General features: G+C 64.5%; 20 protein-coding genes, 1 tRNA gene and 1 pseudogene. 14 read left to right on the top strand and 8 right to left on the bottom strand.

Going from position 1 to position 22,328, the window contains the following annotated elements; all coding sequences use genetic code 11:
* Positions 1-3: 3 nt before the first annotated feature.
* The 6 genes from ACVIJ6_RS03225 to ACVIJ6_RS03200 form a co-directional block, all read right to left on the bottom strand.
* Complete coding sequence (locus ACVIJ6_RS03225) at positions 4-621, bottom strand: FliH/SctL family protein (RefSeq protein ID WP_456771468.1); 618 nt, start codon at positions 619-621, stop codon at positions 4-6.
* On the bottom strand, positions 621-1,715 hold the full coding sequence (gene fliG, locus ACVIJ6_RS03220; protein ID WP_456771467.1) for a flagellar motor switch protein FliG: 1,095 nt from the start codon (positions 1,713-1,715) through the stop codon (positions 621-623). Before fliG ends, ACVIJ6_RS03225 begins: the two co-directional genes overlap by 1 nt.
* A gap of 46 nt (positions 1,716-1,761) precedes the next feature.
* Positions 1,762-3,372: a flagellar basal-body MS-ring/collar protein FliF gene (gene fliF, locus ACVIJ6_RS03215; protein WP_456771466.1), complete on the bottom strand. Its 1,611-nt coding sequence runs from the start codon at positions 3,370-3,372 to the stop codon at positions 1,762-1,764.
* 328 nt (positions 3,373-3,700) lie between these two features.
* On the bottom strand, positions 3,701-3,976 hold the full coding sequence (sciP, locus tag ACVIJ6_RS03210) for a CtrA inhibitor SciP (protein ID WP_002714638.1): 276 nt from the start codon (positions 3,974-3,976) through the stop codon (positions 3,701-3,703).
* 271 nt (positions 3,977-4,247) lie between these two features.
* A complete protein-coding gene (locus tag ACVIJ6_RS03205; RefSeq protein WP_456771465.1) occupies positions 4,248-4,940 on the bottom strand; it encodes a flagellar hook assembly protein FlgD in 693 nt (230 codons plus the stop codon).
* 12 nt (positions 4,941-4,952) lie between these two features.
* Positions 4,953-6,551 carry a flagellar hook-length control protein FliK gene (locus ACVIJ6_RS03200; protein ID WP_456771464.1) on the bottom strand — a complete coding sequence of 533 codons (1,599 nt, stop codon included), beginning with the start codon at positions 6,549-6,551 and terminating at the stop codon, positions 4,953-4,955.
* Between the two features lie 16 nt (positions 6,552-6,567).
* On the opposite strand from ACVIJ6_RS03200, the gene ACVIJ6_RS03195 reads away from it, so the two are divergent.
* The 5 genes from ACVIJ6_RS03195 to ACVIJ6_RS03175 all read left to right on the top strand — a co-directional run bounded on the left by ACVIJ6_RS03195 (position 6,568) and on the right by ACVIJ6_RS03175 (position 9,503).
* On the top strand, positions 6,568-6,885 hold the full coding sequence (locus ACVIJ6_RS03195; protein ID WP_456771463.1) for a hypothetical protein: 318 nt from the start codon (positions 6,568-6,570) through the stop codon (positions 6,883-6,885).
* 24 nt (positions 6,886-6,909) lie between these two features.
* Entirely contained in the window at positions 6,910-8,103 is a 1,194-nt protein-coding gene (mnmA, locus tag ACVIJ6_RS03190) for a tRNA 2-thiouridine(34) synthase MnmA (protein ID WP_456771462.1), read from the top strand.
* 21 nt (positions 8,104-8,124) lie between these two features.
* Entirely contained in the window at positions 8,125-8,760 is a 636-nt protein-coding gene (locus ACVIJ6_RS03185; protein WP_456771461.1) for a class I SAM-dependent methyltransferase, read from the top strand.
* A 76-nt stretch (positions 8,761-8,836) separates the two neighbouring features.
* Positions 8,837-9,184, top strand: a complete 348-nt coding sequence (locus ACVIJ6_RS03180) for a hypothetical protein (protein WP_456771460.1) — start codon at positions 8,837-8,839, stop codon at positions 9,182-9,184.
* A 242-nt stretch (positions 9,185-9,426) separates the two neighbouring features.
* Positions 9,427-9,503 (top strand) — tRNA-Met (locus ACVIJ6_RS03175).
* 572 nt (positions 9,504-10,075) lie between these two features.
* Here the strand turns inward: ACVIJ6_RS03175 and ACVIJ6_RS03170 are convergent.
* A pseudogene (locus ACVIJ6_RS03170) lies at positions 10,076-10,153 on the bottom strand (hypothetical protein); the annotation flags it as partial.
* Between the two features lie 60 nt (positions 10,154-10,213).
* On the opposite strand from ACVIJ6_RS03170, the gene ACVIJ6_RS03165 reads away from it, so the two are divergent.
* Positions 10,214-10,702 (top strand): hypothetical protein, encoded by a 489-nt coding sequence (locus ACVIJ6_RS03165; protein WP_456771459.1) that lies wholly within the window; start codon positions 10,214-10,216, stop codon positions 10,700-10,702.
* Here the strand turns inward: ACVIJ6_RS03165 and ACVIJ6_RS03160 are convergent.
* Positions 10,699-11,082 carry a recombinase family protein gene (locus ACVIJ6_RS03160; RefSeq protein ID WP_456771458.1) on the bottom strand — a complete coding sequence of 128 codons (384 nt, stop codon included), beginning with the start codon at positions 11,080-11,082 and terminating at the stop codon, positions 10,699-10,701. The two genes, ACVIJ6_RS03165 and ACVIJ6_RS03160, sit on opposite strands and share 4 nt — an antisense overlap.
* A 605-nt stretch (positions 11,083-11,687) precedes the next feature.
* On the opposite strand from ACVIJ6_RS03160, the gene ACVIJ6_RS03155 reads away from it, so the two are divergent.
* The 8 genes from ACVIJ6_RS03155 to ACVIJ6_RS03120 all read left to right on the top strand — a co-directional run bounded on the left by ACVIJ6_RS03155 (position 11,688) and on the right by ACVIJ6_RS03120 (position 22,276).
* Positions 11,688-12,212: a DUF3833 family protein gene (locus ACVIJ6_RS03155; RefSeq protein WP_456771457.1), complete on the top strand. Its 525-nt coding sequence runs from the start codon at positions 11,688-11,690 to the stop codon at positions 12,210-12,212.
* A gap of 842 nt (positions 12,213-13,054) precedes the next feature.
* Positions 13,055-13,372 (top strand): STAS domain-containing protein, encoded by a 318-nt coding sequence (locus tag ACVIJ6_RS03150; RefSeq protein WP_456771456.1) that lies wholly within the window; start codon positions 13,055-13,057, stop codon positions 13,370-13,372.
* Positions 13,372-13,737: a response regulator gene (locus ACVIJ6_RS03145; RefSeq protein ID WP_456771455.1), complete on the top strand. Its 366-nt coding sequence runs from the start codon at positions 13,372-13,374 to the stop codon at positions 13,735-13,737. Before ACVIJ6_RS03150 ends, ACVIJ6_RS03145 begins: the two co-directional genes overlap by 1 nt.
* A complete protein-coding gene (locus tag ACVIJ6_RS03140; RefSeq protein ID WP_456771454.1) occupies positions 13,734-15,776 on the top strand; it encodes a chemotaxis protein CheA in 2,043 nt (680 codons plus the stop codon). Before ACVIJ6_RS03145 ends, ACVIJ6_RS03140 begins: the two co-directional genes overlap by 4 nt.
* Complete coding sequence (locus tag ACVIJ6_RS03135; protein WP_456771453.1) at positions 15,776-16,246, top strand: chemotaxis protein CheW; 471 nt, start codon at positions 15,776-15,778, stop codon at positions 16,244-16,246. The genes ACVIJ6_RS03140 and ACVIJ6_RS03135 overlap by 1 nt, the downstream gene beginning before the upstream one ends.
* 35 nt (positions 16,247-16,281) lie before the next feature.
* Positions 16,282-18,000, top strand: a complete 1,719-nt coding sequence (locus ACVIJ6_RS03130; RefSeq protein ID WP_456771452.1) for a methyl-accepting chemotaxis protein — start codon at positions 16,282-16,284, stop codon at positions 17,998-18,000.
* A gap of 71 nt (positions 18,001-18,071) precedes the next feature.
* On the top strand, positions 18,072-20,024 hold the full coding sequence (locus ACVIJ6_RS03125; RefSeq protein ID WP_456771451.1) for a HAMP domain-containing methyl-accepting chemotaxis protein: 1,953 nt from the start codon (positions 18,072-18,074) through the stop codon (positions 20,022-20,024).
* Between the two features lie 56 nt (positions 20,025-20,080).
* On the top strand, positions 20,081-22,276 hold the full coding sequence (locus ACVIJ6_RS03120; protein ID WP_456771450.1) for a HAMP domain-containing methyl-accepting chemotaxis protein: 2,196 nt from the start codon (positions 20,081-20,083) through the stop codon (positions 22,274-22,276).
* Positions 22,277-22,328 lie beyond the last annotated feature (52 nt).

Raw genomic sequence — 22,328 nt, 5'->3', positions numbered from 1 at the left:
GGCCTAATTCTTCTTGGACGCCATGTAGCGTCCGACCAGTTCGTTGATCTTGGCGTCGATTGCCGCGCGCTCCAGCACGACGCCGCCATCGGCCCATTCGATGCGGCAATCGCCGGTCTCGATCTCCGGCTCGGCGAGGATGACGAGACGTCCCTCGAAGCCGCTCTGCTTGGCCAGCTTTTCGATCTTGTCGTGCGCCGCCTCGTATAGCGAGTCGTTGATGCGCAGCACCAGATGCGGCGTGGACACCAGATGCGCGAAACAGTCGCGAACGAGGCCCGTGATTTCGCCGAGCGGCTCGGCCGCGACCAGTGCCGCGCACAGCTTGCGGGCGACGGCGACCGCGACATCCACCGCCTCGGTCTCCATGCGCGTTTCGATGTTGGAATAGCGGGCGGCGATGCCCTGCAGATGGATGTTGATCTGCTCCAGTGCGGCGGCGACCCGGCGGTCGGCCTCCACCTTGGCCTCGCGTTGGGCCGCCTCGTAGCCGTTGCGATAGGCGGCGGCCTCGGCGGCGGCCACCTTCTGCGCGATCTCCGCGGCCGTCGTCGCCCGCTCGCGCGTCTTCTCGGGCGCAGAGAAGTCGGTGTCGAACAGGAACTTCGCGGGTTGGGCCATCAATACACCAGTTCGTCGTCGGCGCGGTTCTTGCTGAGCATGATCTCGCCCTTGGCGGCGAGGTCCTTGGCGAGATTGACGAGCAGGGCCTGGGCTTCGTCGACGTCGCGCAGCCGCACCGGGCCCATCGCGGCCATGTCGTCCTGCAGCATCTTGGCGGCGCGCGACGACATGTTGCCGAAGAAGAAGTTGCGGACCTCCTCGTTGGCGCTCTTCAGCGCCACGCCCAGCTTGTCCTTGTCGACGTTGCGCAGCAGCGTCTGGGCCGAGGCGGAATCGAGCTTGATCAGGTCGTCGAAGGTGAACATCAGCGCCTTGATGCGCTCGGCCGATTCGCGGTTCTCTTCTTCCAGCGAGGTGATGAAGCGGGTCTCGGTCTGGCGGTCGAAATTGTTGAAGATCTCGGCCATGACCTCGTGGGCGTCGCGCCGGCGGGTCTGCGACAGGTTGGACATGAACTCGACCCGCAGCGTCTGCTCGACCCGCTCGATGACCTCCTTCTGCACCGCCTCCATGCGCAACATGCGGCCGATGACGTCGAGCGCCATGTCCTCGGGGAGGATTGCGAGCACACGGGCGGCATGCTCGGGCTTGAGCTTTGACAACACCACGGCGATGGTCTGCGGGTATTCGTTCTTGAGGTAGTTGGCGAGAACCTCTTCCTGGACGTTGGAGAGCTTCTCCCACATGTTGCGCCCGGCGGGGCCGCGGATCTCGTCCATGATGCCGTTGACGCGCTCCGGCGGCAGATATTGCTGCAGCAGCCGCTCGGTCGCGTCGAAATTGCCCATCAGCGCGCCCGATGCCGACATCCGCGATACGAATTCGAGCATCAGGTCTTCGACCACGTCGGCCTCGACGGTGCCGAGTGTCGACATCGCCAACGACAATTCGCGCACCTCGTCGTCGTCGAGCTGCTGCCAGATCTTGCCGCCATACTGTTCGCCGAGCGCGAGCATCATCACGGCGGCGCGCCGCGGTCCGCTCAAGGGCTCGGTCTTCTCGCGTTGCGCCTGGCGGCTCGCAAGCGTCGCGATGACGGTGGAGATGTCGTTGGCGTTTGCGTTTGCGTTCTGCGTTTGCGGGAGCGACATGACAATCTACATTCGGTTCAGTTGCTGCGGATCAAACAAAAGCGGGTCATTGCTGCTGCGGCTCGGCGAGCCACTGGCGGATGATGGCGGCGGCTTCGCCCGGATTGCGGTCGGCCAGCTCGCCCACCCGGTGCACCGACTGGGCGTGGACCTGTCCTTGGACCTGAGCGACGTCGATCAGGGTCGCGGTCTGTTGGGCGTGGGCCTGCGCCTGAGCGGTCTCGTCGGTGAGGGCGGGGACCGCGCTCTTCAGGGCCGCGGCGACCTCGTCGGAGGCGATGATCTTCTTCACCAGCGGCCGGACCACCATGAACACCACGACAATGCCGAGCAGCATCATCACAGCGAGCTCGATGACGTACATGACGTCATCCTTGGTGAATTGGAGCATTCCGAGGAAGCCGCTGGGCTCGTTGATCTGCGGGACCGTCGGCGCATCGGCGAATTTCAGGTTGACCACCTCGACCTGATCGCCGCGCTTCTGGTCGAAGCCGATCGCGGAGCGGACCAGAGCTGCAATGCGATCGAGCTCCTCCTTGCTGCGCTCCTTGTAGACCAGCTCGCCCTTCTCGTTCTTGGAATAGGCGCCGTCGACCAGGACCGCGACCGAGATGCGGTTCACACGGCCCGCTTCGGTCACTTCGGTCTTGGTGGTCCGGGAAATCTCGTAATTGTTGGTCTCTTCGGTCTTCTTGCTCTGATCGCGCGGCGGCTGCTGCTGTTGGTTCTGGTTCTGCTGGTTGCCCGGCAGCTCGTTGTTGACCGTGACCTGGCCGTTGCTTTCCGAACTGGCCGACTGCTCTTCACGGGTCTGGCTCGACCGGAGCACGCGGCCTTCCGGATCGTAGCGGTCGGAGGTCTGAGTGATGCGGTTGAAGTCGAAATCGGCGGAGAGCTGGACGCGGGCACGGCCGGCGCCGACCACCGAGGAGACGATGTCCTCGACCTGCTTGCGCATCCGCTTTTCGAACGTGTTGCGGCGCTCGTCGCCGACCTGCTGGTCGATGTCGGTCTGGGTGCCGTCGGCGAGCAATTGTCCGGCTTCGTCGACGATCGAGACACGCTGCGGCTTCAGGCCGTTGACCGCTGAGGCGACGAGGTGGCGAATGGCGCGGATCTGGGCGGCATCGAGGGCGCCGCGTACGCGGACCACGATCGAGGCCGACGGCTCCGGCGTCTCGCGCGAGAACAGTGGCCGCTCGGGCAGAACGAGATGGACGCGGGCCGCCTGGATGCGGTCGATGGCGCGGATGGTGCGGGCGAGCTCGCCTTCCAGCGCGCGCAGATGGTTGATATTCTGAACGAAGCTCGTGGTGCCCAGCGCGTCCGACTTGTCGAAGATCTCGTAACCGACGCCGCCGCCCTTGGGCAGGCCGCCTTCGGCGAGCTTCATCCGCAGTCGCGTCACCTTGTCCTTCGGGACCAGGATCACGCTGCCTTCATTGCGGATCTCGAACGGAATGCCCTGCCGCTCCAGATCCTTGATGATGCTGGAGGAGTCGTCCATGCCGAGGTCGGTGAACAGGGTCGTCATCTGCGGCGCCGTCACCCGCATGATGACGAAGCCGAAGAAGCCGATCAAAGCCGCGGTGACCGCGATCATGGCGGTGAGCCGCGCGGCGCCCAAACCCTTCAGGAAGTCCAAGAGACCTTGCAAGCAACTGCCCCATAATTCGGCATTCGACGGGTGGCTGCAGGAAGGTGATTTGAGCTTCGCAGGCCTTTAAGGCCGGTTGCAGAATTCGCGAAATTCAACCCGTAACCTTCGCCGACACCCGCATTCCAGGTGGCGATTCGATTCAGCCGCGGCCCCGTACGGACAGGTCGCGGAGGTTGAATCGAACCACTGGGCAATTATTGCCTATGGGAAGGTTTCGATATGGTTAACGGTGGTTAAAGGGTCCTAACAAAGTGTAGACATGGCAAAAATCGGCTTGGCGGGACCAAGCCGATTTTCGAAGACATCACGCCGCGTTTGAAACGCTTTATTGGCGATATTGCTGAATTCGGGTGGTGCGCAAGCCGGCGAGACCGTGCTGGTCGATCGAGAACTGCCACGACAGGAATTCGTCGACGGTCAGGGTGTAGCGGCTGCACGCTTCTTCGAGGGACAGCAATCCGCCGCGGACAGCGGCGACGACTTCAGCCTTGCGGCGAATGACCCACCTCTTGGTGCCTGGGGCAGGCAAATCCGCGATGGTGAGCGGGCTGCCGTCAGGCCCGATGACGTATTTCACCCTCGGGCGATGGGGTTCTGTCATGGCGTACTCACAAACTCTTAACCACTGAACTCACGGTAAGACCCTACGCCGCCTCGCTTAAAATTTGCCTAAGCAAAGGGCGTGAATACGGCCCTGGCCGCAAATGCCGGCGCTCCCGGCGCCTTACGGCTCCGGGAGCGGGAATAGGGTAAATGATTGGTTAAGAATTTCCGGCGGTTACGCCGATATATTGCCGCCGTGACTGAGCTTGAGGTTGAAGCTCAGCTGCAACCGTATCTGCCGTCTTAAGAGCGGGGGGCGGCGTCAACGGTCAGTTAACGATCCGCTGGATCTGGCTTACGGTGTAGGTCTGGCCGCCGATCGAGAGCAAGGGCGGTTGTTGCGTCAGGTCGACCGAGGAGACGGTCCCCTCGATGTGGGTCGACACCGCCACCGGATTGCCGGAGCTGTCCTTGGCGGTCACGGTGAGCTTGTATTTTCCATCCGGCCATTGGGTGCCGTCGCTGCCCTGGCCGTTCCAGTTGTAGGCCTGGTTATCGCCCGCCTTCGCGTTGTAGGTGCCACTGAAGACGGTCTGACCGACGCTGTTGGTGATCGTCGCGGTCATGGTGCAGTCCTTCGGGATGCTGAGGTCCCAGCTGGCTTTGCCGCTCGCCAGGTTGGTCGTTGAGCCGTTGACGACCGCCGTCTTGCCGACGAAGGCCAGCGCCTGGGTGGCCTGGGTGGTCTGCTGCATCGAGATCAACGAGCCCAGCTGGTCGTTGGTCTTGAGCTGCTGCTCCACGCCCGCGAACTGAACGAGCTGCTGCGTGAACTGGTTGGTGTCCAGCGGATCAAGCGGGTTCTGGTTCTGCAGCTGCGTCGTCAGCAGCGTCAGGAAGGTCTGGAAGTTGCCCGCGATGGTCGAGCCAGCCTTCGAGCTCAGGCTGCTGCCGTTCGATGTGGACGAGGTGGTCGTCCCCGAAACTGGCGGGCTTGACGTGATTGCGTCACCGATTGCCATGGAAGCCTCCTGTTAAACGCGGATATCGACGCCGCCCTGCGCGCTGAACATGCGTCCATAGGACCGTCCGGCCAGCTGGGCTGGAACCGTTTCGTCCTCGGTCACGATCAGGCGTTGTGCGTTGCCGTTCTGCTGGTTGTCGCCGCCATTCTGGCCGGACGAATTCTGGTCGCGGAGCGAGAATTGCAGCCCGCTATTGTTGCTCTTGAGGCCGGCGTCCTGCAGCGCCTGCTGCAGTTGCGGCGCGGTCTGCTGCAGCATCGCGAGCGTCTCCGGCTTCTCGACCCGCAGATGCGAGGTGACCTGACCGTTACGATCGACGTCGATGCGCACATCAATGCGTCCGAGTTCGGCGGGGTCCAGTCGGATCTCGAAGCGGCTCTTGCCATTCAGCGCGGACGCGGCGATCTCGACCGCGAGCCCATGCAGCGGCACGGCTGTAGCAGTGGCGGCTGTCGCGGTCAGATTGGCTGACGTGATCTGGCCAGACTGTGAGGCCGGAGTCGTAAGCTGCGGCTGCAGCGCGGTCGCCAGTTGCGCCGTCGGATCGGAAGCCGGGGCGTTCGCCTGATTGGCCGCCTGCGCACCATTCCGATCGTGTCCGGACGGCGGCTGGGCATTGCCGCTGGCCTTGCCGGCTTCGTCTGATGGGACCGTTTCCGGCTTCGCTCCGACCGCGGGCTGTTGCGTCAGGCCGTGAGTCGGTTGCTGAGCCCCCTGGACAGGGCCGCTGCCTTGCTCGGTAACCTTCCCGGCGTCGCCGTTCACGAGGCCGGTCTTGGTTTGCGCAGCCGGCTTGCCGGTTGTCTTGGTGTCGCCGGCCGCCGATGCATCGAGGGCGGCGGTGAAGCTCTGGTCCGCGGAGGCCGCCGCGTCGCCGGAGGGCGTCGTGGCCGTGCCGGAGCCTGCGGTCGCCGCGGTGGTGTCCTCGGACGTCTTGGTCGCACCGGCCGACTTGGCTGCGGCGGCTGCGAGCCCGGCGGTGGCATCGACCGCACCCTGCGGGCCGACGCCGCTCGGGCCGGCCGGCACAGAGGCCGCCGGCGTGGTGGAAGACCCGTCATTGTTCGTCGCAGCCGCGCCGCTGACGACGTTGGTCAAGGTGATCTCGGACGGAAGCACAACGGCGACTGGAGCCGGCGCCGCAGTCGCCTGAGCGCTGACGGTTGCGTCGGCAGCCTTGGTCGTATCTGTCGCAGCCGGGTCGCCGTCCTTCTTGTCGGCTTTGTCGGTGGATTTGCCGTCGGTGGCGTCAGCCGTGCCAGTTGCGGCGCTCTTGTCGCTGACGGGGTCGGGTGTCTGATCGGATGACGATTTGTCGCTGCGGTCGGGACGCGACGAGCTGCCATCGCTCTTGTCCGGGGACTTCGCCTGGGTCGCGCGGTCGGAGTCGGTGCGTGCAGACTCGCGGCTCGGGCTGGACGCGCTGCTGCGCGGCGCTGGAGACGACGACCCGCCGGGGAGGGGAGATGTGGACGTGTCCGGCGCGGCCGCGGCCTCGACCAGCGCGGCGAAGCTGTCGGACGGCTGCGAGGCGTCCGAGCGGGACGTCTTGGGCACGGCGGTCCTGACGGTCGTACTGGCCGGGATGTCTGACGGAACGCTGAACACCTTGGAACCTCTCGCAATGAAACTCGACAAGCCAGTTCAGCAAGGAGTGGGCCAAACCGAGATGATTCAAAAAATACAATATATACAATGGCTTGCTGCGGCGCTCGGCAGGGCTGGCGGCAGCCGGGGCCCCGTCATTTCTGCCCGGCCGGCAAGATTTGCCGCCGATACTTGGAGCCAGCGCGATTGCTTCGCAGGAAGTGCCCCTATATTAAAAGACCATGGCTCCCGCGCCGTGTCCGATCAGCCCACCTCGTTCGGAGATCGCCGGGAGCAAGCCATCCGCAAAGACGGCGCATGCGAGGCGTTCCCGCGCCGGGAACACGTCGCCTGACGCCGTGATCGCAGTGACCTGACCATGCTCAACAGTCTCGATCTCGAAGGCCGTCCCGAAGACACCAGGGTCGTCGTCGCCATGTCCGGCGGCGTGGACTCGTCGGTCACGGCTGCGCTGTTGAAGTCGGAAGGCTACGACGTCGTCGGCATCACCTTGCAGCTCTATGATCATGGCGCAGCAACCCACCGCAAGGGCGCCTGCTGCGCCGGCCAGGATATTCACGACGCGCGCAACGTCGCCGAGCGGCTCGGCATCCCGCATTATGTGCTGGACTATGAGGACCGCTTCCGGGAGTCGGTGATCGACAATTTCGCCGCCAGCTATGCCTCTGGCGAGACCCCTGTGCCGTGTATCGAGTGCAACCGCGCGATCAAGTTCGGCGACCTGCTGAAGACCGCGCGCGAGCTCGGCGCCTCGGTGCTCGCCACCGGCCATTACGTCGCCTCGCGCCGGCTGGCGGATGGATCGCGCGCTCTTGTGTGCGCGGCCGATGCCGATCGCGACCAGAGCTATTTCCTGTTTGCGACCACGCGCGAGCAGCTCGACTATCTGCGCTTTCCGCTTGGCGACATGACCAAGCCGGAGGTGCGCGAGCTGGCGCGCCGCTTCGGCCTGGAGGTCGCCGACAAGCACGACAGCCAGGACATCTGCTTCGTGCCGACCGGCCGCTACACCGACATCATCGGCAAGCTGCGGCCGAACGCGATGGAGCCCGGCGAGATCGTCGACCTCAATGGCCGGGTGCTCGGGGCGCATCAGGGCATCGCCAACTACACCATCGGCCAGCGCAAGGGACTCGGCATCGCGGCAGGCGCGCCGCTTTATGTCGTCAAGCTGGACGTCGCGACCCGTCGGGTCGTCGTCGGCCCGCGCGAGGCGCTGCGCACGCACCGCATCACGCTGCGCGAGGTCAACTGGATCGGCGACGGCGTGCTGGATGCCGCCGTGCGTGACGGCCTCGAGCTGTTCGTGCGGGTGCGCTCCACGCGGCCGCCGCAGCCGGCCTGGCTCCGCGGCGCCGATGGTCATTACGAGGTCGAGCTCGTCGCCGGCGAGGAGGGCGTCTCGCCGGGGCAGGCCTGCGTGTTCTATGACGCCGCCTCTGGTCGTGCGCGCGTCCTGGGCGGCGGCTTCATTCAGAGCGCCGTTGCCGAGAGCCGCACCACCGCCGGTCTTGTCAGGCCGCAGCGCGTGGCCGAGCCGCTCCGCGGCTGATCAATCATTCAGGGCAGGGGCATGGGGGACATCGACCGCGCGGGGGTCGAAAAGGCCTATGAGCGCTGGGCGCCGATCTACGATCTGGTGTTCGGCAAGGTCTTCGACCAGGGACGCCAATCGACCATCGCGGAAGCCGACCGTATCGGCGGCCGCATCCTCGACGTCGGCGTCGGCACCGGCCTGTCGCTGTCGGACTATGCGCGCACCACCCGGGTCTGCGGCGTCGACATTTCCGAGCCGATGCTCCGGCGCGCGCAGGCGCGGGTGCGCGAGCTGAAGCTCCTCAACGTCGAGACGCTCGCGGTCATGGACGCGAAGCATCTCGCTTTTCCGGACAATTTCTTCGATGCGGTTGTGGCGCAATATGTCATCACCGCAGTCCCGGATCCGGAAGCGACTCTCGATGATTTCATCCGCGTGCTGAAGCCGGGGGGCGAGCTGATCCTGGTCAATCACATCGGAGCCGAGAGCGGCCCGCGCCGAATGTTCGAGCTCGCCTTCGCGCCGATCGCGCGGCGGCTCGGCTGGCGGCCGGAGTTCCCCTGGGCGCGGCTGGCGAACTGGGCTGCGAAGCATGGCGGTGTGACGCTCGCGGAACGCCGGCCGATGCCGCCACTCGGGCATTTCTCGCTGATTCGTTATCGCAAGGGCTGATCGCCGGGGCGCGCAGGTCGGTTGATCGACCCGTCGTCACGCGGGAACGCTGGCGCGGGCTCGGCGTTGCTCCGCCATGAGCATCAGGCAATTCTTGTTTCTCTCTCTCGTGCTGGCGTCTGCCGTCCACGCCCACGCCCAGGCACCGCCGACACCGGCAACGCCGCCGCAGGCCACCGCGCCGGCCCTCGGGCAGAACGCGGCGTGTGCGCCGAATGCGCGGGCTACGCCGACGCCCGACGGCATCACCACCGGCCGCGCCGGCGAACCGCTCGGCGAGAAGCTCGCCAAGACCAATGGTGTGCTGTGCCCGCCGAGCGGCGTCGATCCGGAGATGCATGCGCCGACGCCTGAAGGCGGCACGACGCCAGTGATTCCGCCGCTCGGCAGCCCCGGAGGCAATCCCAACGTGCAGCCGAAATGATCATCCGGGAATGCGCGGATTCGACCGCGGCCGAGCGCTGCGCCCTGGGCGCCGGCTTCCCGGTCGGCCATCACCGGGAATGCGATGGCAAGGCCTTGAGCAGGCGGACAAAAATCGCACAGAACGAAATCGGCGTGCGGCGGCGGGCTTTGCTTGACAGGGGCCGGAACGGCTCCTTATAAGCGGCCCGTTCACAAGGCCGGTCGCATACGTCGACCTCTCTCGCCTTGATCGGACACCGTGGCGGGGTAGCTCAGCTGGTTAGAGCACGGGAATCATAATCCTGGGGTCGGGGGTTCGAGTCCCTCCCCCGCTACCAACGGTCACCCCCCCCCCAATCGAACGCTTTAGCAGCGGTCCCGGCAACGTCAAATCAGACAAGGATGCCTTGATCTCGATTGTGAGTTCGTCGGTCCCCGGTGGCGTAAAAACTGTAACGGTTTGGACCAGCTGACGCAGCGTTAGAACGAGTTCAGGCTCATCAAGTTCGGCAGCCTCGGCGGCGACATCGGCAAGCCGCCGGATATCGGCTAGATAGCGCTCGACCGCAGCCGGGTGCACGGTGACAATCTCGGAACTCGACGCGATCTGTGTAAGCTCGGCCTCGACGCGCTTGCGTTCGGCCGCGAGTTCATTGACCTTAGGATTGTAAAGATCGAAATCTGCGCCCTTAGATATATTGGTGATCAGGCGATCGATCTCGCGATCTAGCTCGCCCTTGCGACGCTGCAGGTGCTTTTCGCGGTCACCACTCACTTTGGCCAGGCGCCTTCGCTCGGCATTATAGGTGCGAACATATTCGGCGATCGCCTCGGGGTTGGCGAGCTCGTCGCGCAACCCCTCAAACACCAGCGTCTCGATTGCCTGCCGCGAAACCTTGCGGCCGTTGCTGCAGATACCACTCTCACGAAATGCCGAGCACTGCATGCGATGAGGTTTGCCCTTCCTCGGCGCGCCAATCGCCGACATTCCCGCGCCACAGGATCCGCAGCGCAGCAGGCCTGACAAGGGCCGGACAGCCTTGCGCGATTGCAACGCACCCTGGTGACTGCGGCCAGCCTTAATCGCCTGTGCGGCCTTGAAGATTGCGTCATCAATGATCGCCAAGTGCGGCGCGTCGACGCTGCGATGTTGGTCTTTGCGGTTGGGGCGAGCCACGCGTCTTCCGGTCGAAGGATCCTTGATCATTCGTACCTTGTTTCAGACGATGCGGCCCGCATAGAGCTCGTTGATCAGCATGCCATGGCCGCGCGCGGTATTGCCATTGATCGTCGACGCGTTCCAATTCCTGCCGCGCGGTGGTTTGACACCATCGTTGTTGAGACCTGCGGCGATCTCGCGCGGCGTCTTGCCCTCGACAAACTCGCAGAAGATCCTCCGCACGATCTCGGCTTCAGCCTGTTCGATCTCGAGCTCGCCTGGTTTGCCTGCGATCGCACGCTAGCCATACGCACGACCTCCGGCGTGCCGGCCGTCGCGTATCACACTCTCAAGGCCCCGGCGGGTGTGGACGGCTAGGTTCTCGAGAAACATCTCGCCCATGAGCGCGCGCAGGGCACCGTCAAGCTTCCCCACTTTTCCGCTCGCCGTATGGACCGCTTGCCTAGGAATTCGAGTCGCTTGCGTGTGGCATGCCAATCGCCCTGGTCTCGCGAAATGCGATCGACGTCCTCAGCGACGATGACCTCGAAGCGCAGCGCTTCGGCTGCCCGCATCAAGTCCTGGAAGCCCGGACGATTTACGGTCGAGGCGTCGGAAATCTCGCGATCGCAGAAGGTCAGGACGACTGCAAAGCCTTCACGGGCGCAGAGCTCGCGGCAGGACGCGATCTGATCGTCAACGGATCTATCGTTTTGACGATCGGACGAGAAGCGGGCGTAAATGGCTGCGCGGATCATTTTGTTTTGCCTCCGGCTCGCGGACGGGCGCGGCCGCATGATCCTGCCTTGCATGCAGCAATGCAAGGGCGCGCGCAACGGCCAAAGCCGCCTCGCCCGGCCTTTCCGGTGACGACTGTTGCGGCGAGTTGGTCATCGGGAGCCGGGCTTCTGCTCGATCATTGCGCCAACTGGGATTGCTGTGGGAGGGCGTTCGCAAGCTCCGCAATGTCGCGATCGCCGCCACACACGCTCCCATCCGAGCATCATGCCTGGGCGTGGCCGGAGTGGAATAAGCGCTGTGAGTTCTTCGTACGATTGGATGCGAAAGCAAAGAAAAGGAGGGCGATTGCCGCTTTCCTCACGTGCACATTCAACGGGAAGATTCATCGAGGCCAAAAAGCCCCTGGCTCATCAGCGCCAAAACCAGCATGGGCGGCAGGATAGCGACGGCTCTTTGAGTTGTTTCTGGTGCGAAACAGGGTGTGACGCATCTGCCTGTAAGCAAGCCGAGATACGCGTCTCGCAACGTGCTCTCCAGGGGCCATTAAAAAGTCGAGCTAGGCTTCGAACCGAATGGGGAACTTCTTCATGAATCGTAGCTTGTGTCGGCAAAGGATCGGACCATGGCCATAGATGCGTTTACGGGCACCACGCCCCTGTTTCTCCCCGAACGATTCTTCATCGGTCGCCTCGAAGGGTGGGCGGTCGTGGAAAGTCTTGTCGGTGGTCTCCTCAAGCGCGCGGCAATAACTGGTCATGGAGAATTGGACAGCGACACGGACACGATCGTATTCACTGAAACTTACATGTTCGATGACGGTCACAGCGACACGTTGAAGTGGACAATTCGTAAGATAGGTGAAGGTCAATATACTGGACACGAAAATCGGCTGGAGGGGAAAGCTATCGGCGAGCAGGCAGGATGCGCTTTCCACTGGAAGTACACCCGTGATACGCCGCAAGGCGATGGCAGGTCGTTCAAGCTGAACTTTGATGATTGGTTCTATGCAATTGATGATCGCACAAGCATGGTGCGCGGTAGTGCTGGGCGCGCTGGCATTCCATTCGCGACGGCACGTTGCCTACAAGAAGACCTAGTCCGTCGGTCCAAACTCCGGGCTACGGGGCCCTGGTCAATGCCCTCCTAGTCGCCAGCTGATGGACACAGCTTAAGTTCGTGCGGCCTGAAGCCGACCATGAGAGAAGGGGAGAGCGCGTCCGCTCGGCAGTCTGACGTCAACTGCTTCATCAAATGGACGTATCTGACGCGGCGTGGCCTGGTAGGACTTAAACCTGCAGTCAGACCGCCATGAGCGCGAGAATATTGATCGGGCTCGTTGGTTTTTGAGGTCTTCGTGTGGTTTCGATCGCGTTTGTTGCTTTCCGATGGTTGTTACTGGTGCGCTCAAGAACCGAGTCCTAGCGCGATGTCTATCTGATGGTGATCGCGAACTGGGCAAAGTTCTATCGGATCGATCGGGCCTCGTTGCCTCGGCCTCGATCCTTCTTATCGCGCGTCGGTTCGTGCCCCTCTGTTCGCGCCGCCGGTCGATCGCCTTGAGAAGCGTGTCTGAACTGTAGCGACTTCGGCGGCACCGCCGCGCCTCGCGAATCAGTCCGCACGCGACTCCATTGGCGGACGCGCCTCCAAAGCAAGGCCGGTGTGCGACTTCGTCTGAAACCTAAGCGCTGCAGGCGCCGCATGCGCTGGCTTCGTGGGAGCCATGCGAAAATACCGTGATACCGCAACCTCCGAGCGAGGCTGACGGCGAGTCGCGCCGTAGAAAAGTGGTTTGTTCGCCTATCAAACGCCACATTTTTGCCACTCGGCATTCGAGCAAGCGAAACGCTTGATGCAATTACAGGTAGTGTTTGCCGGGGTTAGGGAGGTAATCAGTTAAGCTTTTCATTACGGGCAGGGGCGAAACTCGTCTTCAATCGGGTTGATGGCTGTCGGCGTAACAACTCAGGGGCGTGGGGAAGATTAGCAATGGAAGACACAATCGAGTCGCGGCGATCGCTGCGGCTCCCGGCTGATTGCAGCATCGCGGCGATACGCGGCGTGCACGATCAGATCCGAGATGCATTCGGTGGGCAGCGCCCGCTCGAGATCGATTGCTCCGATGTCGTCAAAGCCGATGTGACATCGATTCAGCTCCTGCTCTCCACCACGATGACCGGCGCGGCGCAAGGTCGATCGGTGATCCTGAAATCGTTCTCGCAAAACCTTCGGCTCATCCTGCAGCGCGCGGGCGTTCTGCGCGCAGCGCCGCCGAAACATGTCTCCAAAGATAAGGGTAGCAGCTGATGGCGATCGTCCTGACTGTCGACGACTCCCCGAGCATCCGGCAGATGGTCAAGGTGACGCTTGAGCCAGCCGGACATCAGGTGATCGAAGCTGGCGACGGCGTCCAGGGACTGGCGAAGGCGCAGACCAGCCGTCCCGACATCGTCATCACCGACCTCAACATGCCGGTGATGAATGGACTCGAACTGATCCGCGCGCTGCGCAAGGAGCGCACCCTGACCGGGATGCCGATCCTGTTCCTCACTACCGAGTCCAACGACGCGGTGAAGCAGGAGGCCAAGAGCGCCGGGGCCACCGGCTGGATCACAAAACCCTTCAAGCCCGAGCAGCTGCTCGCCGTGATCGGCAAACTGGTGCGGGCATGAACAGCGTCGATCCTGTCGAGGTCTTCCGGCAGGAAGCCTCCGAATTGTTCGAGACCCTCGAAGGCGCGCTGCTCGATCTCTGCCAGCGTCCCGATGACCGCGAGCTGATCGACGCCGCCTTTCGCGCCCTGCACACGATCAAGGGCTCGGGCGCCATGTTCGGCTTCGACAAGGTCGCCGCGTTCACCCATGAGTTCGAAACGGCGTTCGAGCTGATCCGCCGAGGCGAAGTCAAGCCGACCCAGGAACTGATCTCGGTCGGGCTTGCGGCCAAGGACTACATCCGCGCTTTGATCGACGCGCCGGAGACCGTCGATGCCATCATCGGCGACGCCATTCTGGACGAGCTGAAGCAGCTCGTCGCGCCCGGCGTCCGGGCCTATGAGGCCACGCCGGACATGCCTGCGACGGTGCCGGCCGAACACCATGCGGCGGGCTGGCTGCTGCGGCTGGAATTCGAGGCACAGATCCTGCGCAACGGCTCCAATCCGCTCGACATGCTCGAAGACCTGGCCAAGCTCGGGCCCTGCTTCGCCGTGCCGATCACCACCGACATTCCCCTGCTCGACGCGCTCGAGCCCGAGGACTGTTACTTGAAATGGGAGGTGACGCTGTCCTCCGATTGCGATAAGGCCGCGATCGAGGATGTCTTCATGTTCGTGCTCGACGAAATGAAGCTGGGCATCACGCCGCTGGCCCGCGTCGAACTTCCGGATCTCGCGCCCTTGCTGCAGGAGGCGGACAGCGAGCCGCCGCCGACGACGGTGTCTGCGCCTGCTGTGCCCGACGCTGCCGTCGCCGAGCGGCCTGCAGCGCCCGTCGAGCCCCGGCGCGACGAGCCGAAGCGTAGCGAGGAGCGCGGCATCGCCACCGTCCGGGTGCAGGCCGAGCGTCTCGACGAGCTGATGGATCGGGTCGGCGAGCTCGTGATCGCCCAGGCACGGCTGAGCCAGCTTGCGGCGACCGGCTCCGACCTCTCGATCAAGCTGATTGCCGAGGAAATCGAGCGTCTCGCCGCAAGCCTGCGCGACACCACGATGGGCGCGCGCATGGTGCCGATCGGCTCATTGTTCGGGCGCTTCCGGCGCCTGGTGCACGATCTGTCGCGCGAGCTCGCCAAGCCGGTGGAGTTCGTGACCACCGGCGAGGACACCGAACTCGACAAGACCATGATCGAGTGCCTCGCCGATCCGCTCGTGCATCTGATCCGCAACGCGATCGATCACGGCATCGAGGATGCCGGACGGCGCGCCGCGGCCGGCAAGCCCGCTCAGGGCCGCATCGAACTGTCCGCTATTCATGCCGGCGCCCAGGTTCTGGTGACCGTCAGCGACAATGGCGGCGGCCTCGATACCAGGCGTATTCGGGCCAAGGCCGAGGAGCAGGGACTGATCGCGCCGGGGGCGGCGCTGACCGATCATGAGATCCATCAGCTGCTGTTTCATCCGGGCTTCTCGACCGCGCAAACGGTGTCCGCCCTGTCCGGGCGCGGTGTCGGCATGGACGTGGTCAAGAAGACCATTGAGAACATGCGCGGCTCGATCGATCTGATCACCAGGCCGGGCGAGGGGACGACGGTCACGCTGCGGCTGCCGCTGACGCTCGCCATCATCGAGGGACTTCTGATCCGGGTCGGCGCCGGCCGCTACATCATTCCGCTGTCGGCGGTCGAGGAATGCGTCGAGCTGACGGCGGCCGATCAGCGCTCGCGCGGCCGCAGCTTCCTCAATGTGCGCGGCGGGCTGGTGCCGTTCCTGCGGCTCCGGGAGGTACTGCAGATGGACGGCGCGGCCGAGGAGCATCAGAAGACCATCATCATCTCGACCGGCGAGACCTGCGTCGGCCTGGTCGCCGATCAGATCATCGGCAACCACCAGACCGTCATCAAGTCGCTGTCCAAGCTGCATTCCGATGTGACCATCTTCTCCGGTGCGACCATCCTGGGTGATGGCACCGCGGCGCTGATCCTCGACGTCGGCCAGCTGGTCGCGCTGGCGCAGGCGCAGGCCGAGAAACAGCAAATGAACGAGGCCGCCTGATGACTGCATCACCGACGCAGCCCGCCGGAGCCCATGCCGCCAGCGCCATGCAGGTGGTCATGATCGGTCTCGGCGAGGAGAAGTTCGCGCTCGATGCCGGCCTGGTGCGCGAGATCATCGACCCCGTGCCGGAGACCAAGGTGGCCGGCGCCAAGGCCTACGTGCCGAGCCTGATCAATGTCCGCGGCAATGTGATTCCGCTTGCCGACCTGCGGATCCGCTTCGGAATGCCGCCGACCGACCATTCCGTCGACAGCCGGATCGTCGTGATCGAAGTCATGCTCGACGGCGAACCGGTTCTGGTCGGCGTCACCGCGGACAAGGTCTACGAGGTCACCGAGATCTCGCAGACCGACGTGCAGCAGACGCCGCGCGTCGGCATGCATTGGAAGCCGGAGTTCATCCGCTTCATCACCAAATGGCGTGAAGAGTTCGTCATCGTTCCGAACATGGAACGCATTCTGAATTGAAATACGTCTCGGGGGCGAGACGCGAGGGGCTGAAGATGAGATTCACCGTAAAGGCAAAGCTGGCGGCCGCGTTCGGACTGATCATCGTGTTGTCCGCCACCGCGAGCGCCATCGCCTACATGAAGCTGGCGGACCTGACCGCCGTCTCGGAGGCCATCGTCCTGCGCGCCGGACGCATGGAGAAGGCGGCCGAGATCGAGATCGAGATCCTGCGCCAGGTCCGGGCCGAGAAGAACGCGCTGCTGACGACAGGTGCCGAGTCCGAGCAGTTCATCGCCGACATCGGCCCGGCGCGTGAGCTCGTGTTCAAGTCGAAGGACACCGTCTACGCGATGGCCAGTGAGGGCGGCAAGAGGCTGCTCGAGGCTTTCGCCGCGACCTACGCCAAGATGAATGCGTTCGAGGACGAGACCATCAAGCTGTCGAGGGTCGACAGGGCGGCGGCAACGGATCGCTCTGTTCGTGAAGGCAAGAAGCTCGTCACCGAGACGCTGGACGCGGCGGACGCCTATATCACCTACACCAGGAAAGGCATGGCGGACCAGGCCGCCCAGGCGCGAGAGGAGGGCGCCCGTGCGCAGTTCCTGCTGACGGTTCTGGCTACGGTCTCCACACTCATCGCCGTCGCCGCGGCGCTCTGGATGTCGCTCACGATCAGCCGCGCCCTTGGCCGCGCCGTCGGCCTTGCCGGCGCCGTCGCCAACGGTGATCTCAGCCAGACCATCAGCATCTCCAGCAATGATGAGATCGGCGACCTGGTCAAATCGTTGAATGCGATGGTCGAGAAGCTGCGGCAGATCGTTGCCGATGCGCTATCCGCCGCGCACAATGTGTCAGCAGGCAGCCAGGAGCTGTCGGCGAGCGCCGAGCAACTGTCGCAGGGGGCGACCGAGCAGGCCTCGTCGGCCGAGGAGGCGTCCTCGTCGATGGAGGAGATGGCGGCGAATGTGAAGCAGAACGCCGAGAACGCCAGCCAGACCGAGAAGATCGCGGCGCAATCGGCCAAGGACGCGGAAATGAGCGGCGCAGCCGTCAGCCGCGCGGTGGAGGCGATGCAGACGATCGCCGAGAAGATTACGATCGTGCAGGAGATCGCCCGCCAGACCGACCTGCTGGCGCTGAACGCGGCGGTCGAGGCGGCACGCGCCGGCGAGCACGGCAAGGGCTTTGCGGTGGTCGCCTCCGAGGTGCGCAAGCTCGCCGAGCGCAGCCAGGCGGCGGCCGCGGAGATCGGCACGCTGTCTTCGGAGTCGGTAAAGGTCGCGCGCGAGGCGGGCGGCATGCTGTCCAAGCTGGTGCCCGACATCAAGAGGACGGCAGAGCTGGTGGTTGAGATCACGGCCGCGTGCCGCGAACAGGACATCGGATCGGCACAGATCAACCAGGCCATTCAGCAGCTCGACAAGGTCGGGCAGCAGAATGCGAGTGCGTCGGAGCAGGTGTCCTCGACCTCGGAGGAGCTCGCCTCGCAGGCCGAGCAGCTGCAGTCCACCATCGCCTTCTTCCGCATCGGATCCGCCGATAACATGGAGGACCTCCAAATGGATGGCGCGGTCACCCGGCTGCGGGCCAAGGCCGCGACGATGAAGGCGGCGGCGACGATGAAGCCCGCGCACCGCGTCGCGAAGATGCCGCCTGCCACAAAGCCCGCGACTGCGGCTCGTCGCCCGCTCAAGGCGGCGGCTGGCGGCGGTGGCTTTGCCTTCGTGATGGACGACGGCAGAGACGAGCGAGACGCCGACTTCCAAGCCTGAAAGCTAACTGCGCGTAGCAACTTTCCGGTCCGGCACGCGAGCGCCGCCCAAGTCATGACAAAGGGACGAAGATGCGATTCACGATCAAGGCCAAACTGGCCTCCACGTTTGGCGCCGTGATCCTGCTGTCCGCGATCACGGGTGGCATCGGCTATATGAAGCTAAGCGATACGGCCACGGCGACCGAGAGCATCGTGTCAGCCGCGGGCCGGCTCGACAAGGCTGCGCGCCTGAAGGAGAACGTGCTGTTGCAGATCCGCGCCGAGAAGAATGCGCTGCTGGCCGCGTCGGACGCCGAGGCGGACCGCTATGTCGCCGAGGCGATCTCCATCCGGGCCGCGGCGGTTAAGACCCGGGATGAGATCTACGCAGCTGCCACGGAAGCCGGCAAGAAGATCCTCGAGAAGATCGAGACCAGCTACGCCAATACGAACGCGCTCGAGGATCAGACCTTCAAGCTGCTGAGATCCGACCGGGCAAAGGCGATCGAGCATTCTTCGACCGACGAGCGCAAGGCGGTGACGGAAACGCTCGACCGCCTCGGCGAATACGACACCTTCCTGAAGAAGCTGATGGCGGACAAATCCGAGCAGGCTCGGCAGGAGGGCGGCCATGCCCAGACGCTGATGCTCGGTCTGGTCCTGGTGTCGCTGATATTTGCCGCGGCCGCTGCGTTCTGGATGTCTCTCAGCATCGGCCGGACGCTGGCTCGCGCCGTCGGGCTGGCTGATGCGGTCGCGATCGGCGATCTCAGCCAGAAGATCGACACGGTCCATGACGACGAGGTTGGCGATCTCATCAAGTCGCTGAACACGATGACCGCGAACCTCAACGCCACCGCGGCGATCGCCGCCGAGGTCGCGCAGGGCAATCTGGACGTTGCGGCCAAGCCGCTGTCCGACAAAGACACCCTCGGCCTTGCGCTGCAGCGCATGCTGGAGAGTCTCAACGCCACGGCGGCGGTTGCCCAGGAGATCGCGCGTGGCAACCTGACCGTGGAAGCCAAACGCATCTCCGACAAGGACAAGCTCGGCATCGCGCTCGAGCACATGGTGGACAAGCTCCGGCAGATCGTCACGGAAGCAATCACGGCCGCGCACAATGTGTCAGCAGGCAGCCAGGAGCTGTCGGCGAGCGCCGAGCAACTGTCGCAGGGGGCGACCGAGCAGGCGTCGTCGGCCGAGGAGGCCTCCTCGTCGATGGAGGAGATGGCGGCGAATGTGAAGCAGAACGCCGAAAACGCCAGCCAGACCGAGAAGATCGCGGCGCAATCGGCCAAGGACGCGGAGATGAGCGGCGCCGCCGTCGGCCGCGCGGTGGAGGCGATGCAGACGATCGCCGAGAAGATCACGATCGTGCAGGAGATCGCCCGCCAGACCGACCTGCTGGCGCTCAACGCGGCGGTCGAGGCGGCGCGAGCCGGCGAGCACGGCAAGGGCTTTGCGGTGGTCGCCTCCGAGGTGCGCAAGCTCGCCGAGCGCAGCCAGGCGGCGGCCGCGGAGATCGGCACGCTGTCCTCGGAGACGGTGAAGGTCGCGCGCGAAGCCGGCGGAATGCTGTCCAAGCTGGTGCCGGATATCAAGAGGACGGCGGAGCTGGTGGTGGAGATCACGGCCGCGTGCCGCGAACAGGACATCGGGTCGGCGCAGATCAACCAGGCGATTCAGCAGCTCGACAAGGTCGGCCAGCAGAATGCGAGTGCGTCGGAGCAGGTGTCCTCGACCTCCGAGGAGCTCGCCTCACAGGCCGAGCAGCTGCAGTCGACCATCGCCTTCTTCCGCATCGATCGGTCCTCGGAGGCCGGGGGGGCTGCGCCTGCGGTCACCACGATTGATCGCGCTGTTGGCCAGCTCAGGGCCAAAGCCGCCAGCATGGCCGCCGCGAACCGGGACGCCAACAACGCGCCACGGAAGCCGGTTGCAAGGTCTGTTGCTGGGCGCGGCTTCATGGCCTCGAGCGGCGGCGGCTTCGCGTTCGACATGAGCGAGGCCAGCGACGCCCGCGACCGCGAATTTCAACGTTAGTAGCACGCAGGGTCGTCTGCGGACGGCCTCCTGCAACGGAAATTGAAAGTCTGAAAATGAGATTCACGATCAAGGCCAAGCTGGCTGGCGCTTTCGGTGTCGTCGTTACGCTCTCGATGATCACGGGCGGGATCGCCTACATCAACCTCTCGTCGCTGAGTGAGGCGGAGCAGCGTACGGTCGCACAGGCCGGTCGCCTCAAGATGGCGGGCGATCTCATGAACGGCATCCAGGGCCAGCAGCGGTCCGAGACGCGTATGATCAACGCGACCACGGACAAGGATGTCCAGGACTACTACAACATGATGACGGCGCGCCGCGACAAGGTGCTCAAGCTGCGCGACGAGCTTTACGGCCGTGCGAGCGAGTCCGGCCGGCGCATCCTCGACCAGGCCACTGTCTCCATCAAGCGCATGAACGAGCTCGAGGATCAGGTCAGCAAATTCGCCCTCCTGAATTCGAACAACAAGGCAGCCGAGGTCTGGCGCGGCGAGGGGCAGCCGGCGACGCGCGAGCTCGATGCGACACTCGATTCGATCGTTGCAGAGCTGAACAAGGATGCGTCCGACAGCCAGCGCATGGTCACGGCGCTGTTGACCGCAAGGCTCGATGCCGCGCGGCTGTCGCGCGCCATCATCTCCGCCTATACCAGCGCGAACGTCCAGGATATCGACGCGGACTTGAAAGAGGCTCAGCAAAGGCTCACCACCGTCAAGACGGATCTGGTGAAGATCGCCGGCGAGCAGGCCGGGCCTTCCAGTGGCGCGATCAAGGGCGCCCTCGAGCGGTTGAGCAAGGCCGTCGAAAAGGCTGCCAACTTTGCTGCGGAAGCTGGCAACGTCAAAGCGATGGCGATCGCCAACGGGGATGGCCGCAAGGCGTTCAACGATAGCCTCGATACGATCGAGCAGTACGTTCAGCAGAACGAACGACAGATGGCCGAGGTTGCCGATGACGGAGCGCGCGAGGCAAGCTCCGCCAAGACGCTGATGGTCAGCATCATCATCGGCGCGCTGGTGATCGCGGTCGTCTCGGCGACCTGGATTGCACTCAGCATCAGCAGGGCGCTGGCTCGCGCCGTCGGCCTTGCCGACGCCGTGGCCATCGGCGACCTGAGCCAGACGATCGAGGTACGTAGCGACGACGAGATCGGCGATCTGGTCAAATCGCTCAATGCCATGACGCAGAATCTCAATGTGATGGCAGGCATCGCCGACGAGATCGCGCACGGCAATCTCACGGTCCAGACCAGGCGCGCCTCCGACAAGGACAAGCTCGGTATCGCGCTCGAGCACATGGTGGACAAGCTCCGGCAGATCGTCGCCGAAGCCCTGACGGCCGCGCACAACGTCTCGGCGGGCAGCCAGGAGCTCTCGGCGAGCGCCGAGCAGCTGTCCCAGGGTGCGACCGAGCAGGCGTCGTCGGCCGAGGAGGCCTCCTCGTCGATGGAGGAGATGGCGGCGAATGTGAAGCAGAACGCTGAGAACGCCAGCCAGACCGAGAAGATCGCGGCGCAATCGGCCAAGGATGCGGAGATGAGCGGCGCAGCGGTCGGCCGCGCGGTAGAGGCGATGCAGACGATCGCCGAGAAGATCACGATCGTGCAGGAGATCGCCCGCCAGACCGACCTGCTGGCGCTGAACGCGGCGGTCGAGGCGGCGCGGGCCGGCGAGCACGGCAAGGGCTTTGCGGTGGTCGCCTCCGAGGTGCGCAAGCTTGCCGAGCGCAGCCAGGCGGCGGCCGCGGAGATCGGCACGCTGTCCTCGGAGTCGGTGAAGGTAGCCCGCGAGGCCGGCGGGATGCTGTCCAAACTGGTGCCGGACATCAAGAAGACGGCGGAACTGGTGGTGGAAATCACGGCCGCGTGCCGCGAACAGGACATCGGGTCGGCCCAGATCAACCAGGCCATTCAGCAGCTCGACAAGGTCGGGCAGCAGAATGCGAGTGCATCCGAGCAGGTGTCCTCAACTTCGGAGGAGCTCGCCTCGCAGGCCGAGCAGCTGCAGTCCACCATCGCCTATTTTAGGATCGATGACGGAGCCAGGGCGCATGGCAGCGCGCCGGCGCCGATCGACCGCGCCGTGAGCCAGCTCAAGGCCAAGGCCGCGACCATGGCAGCCGTCGACCGGGTCGGCAGAAAGGCGGTCGCGGCCAAGTCGGCGCGCGCCGCCAAGGCTGCCTCCGGCGGCTTCGCCTTCGATCTCGCCGATGGCGGCGACCACCATGACGCTGAATTTCAACGCAGGGCGTGACAAGCGGGCGGCCGAGGGACGGCCGCGCCGGACGACGGACCCTTACTGCTCG

It is taken from the genome of Bradyrhizobium sp. USDA 4369 (assembly GCF_054056435.1).
This window is presented reverse-complemented; position numbering and strand designations above follow the sequence as displayed.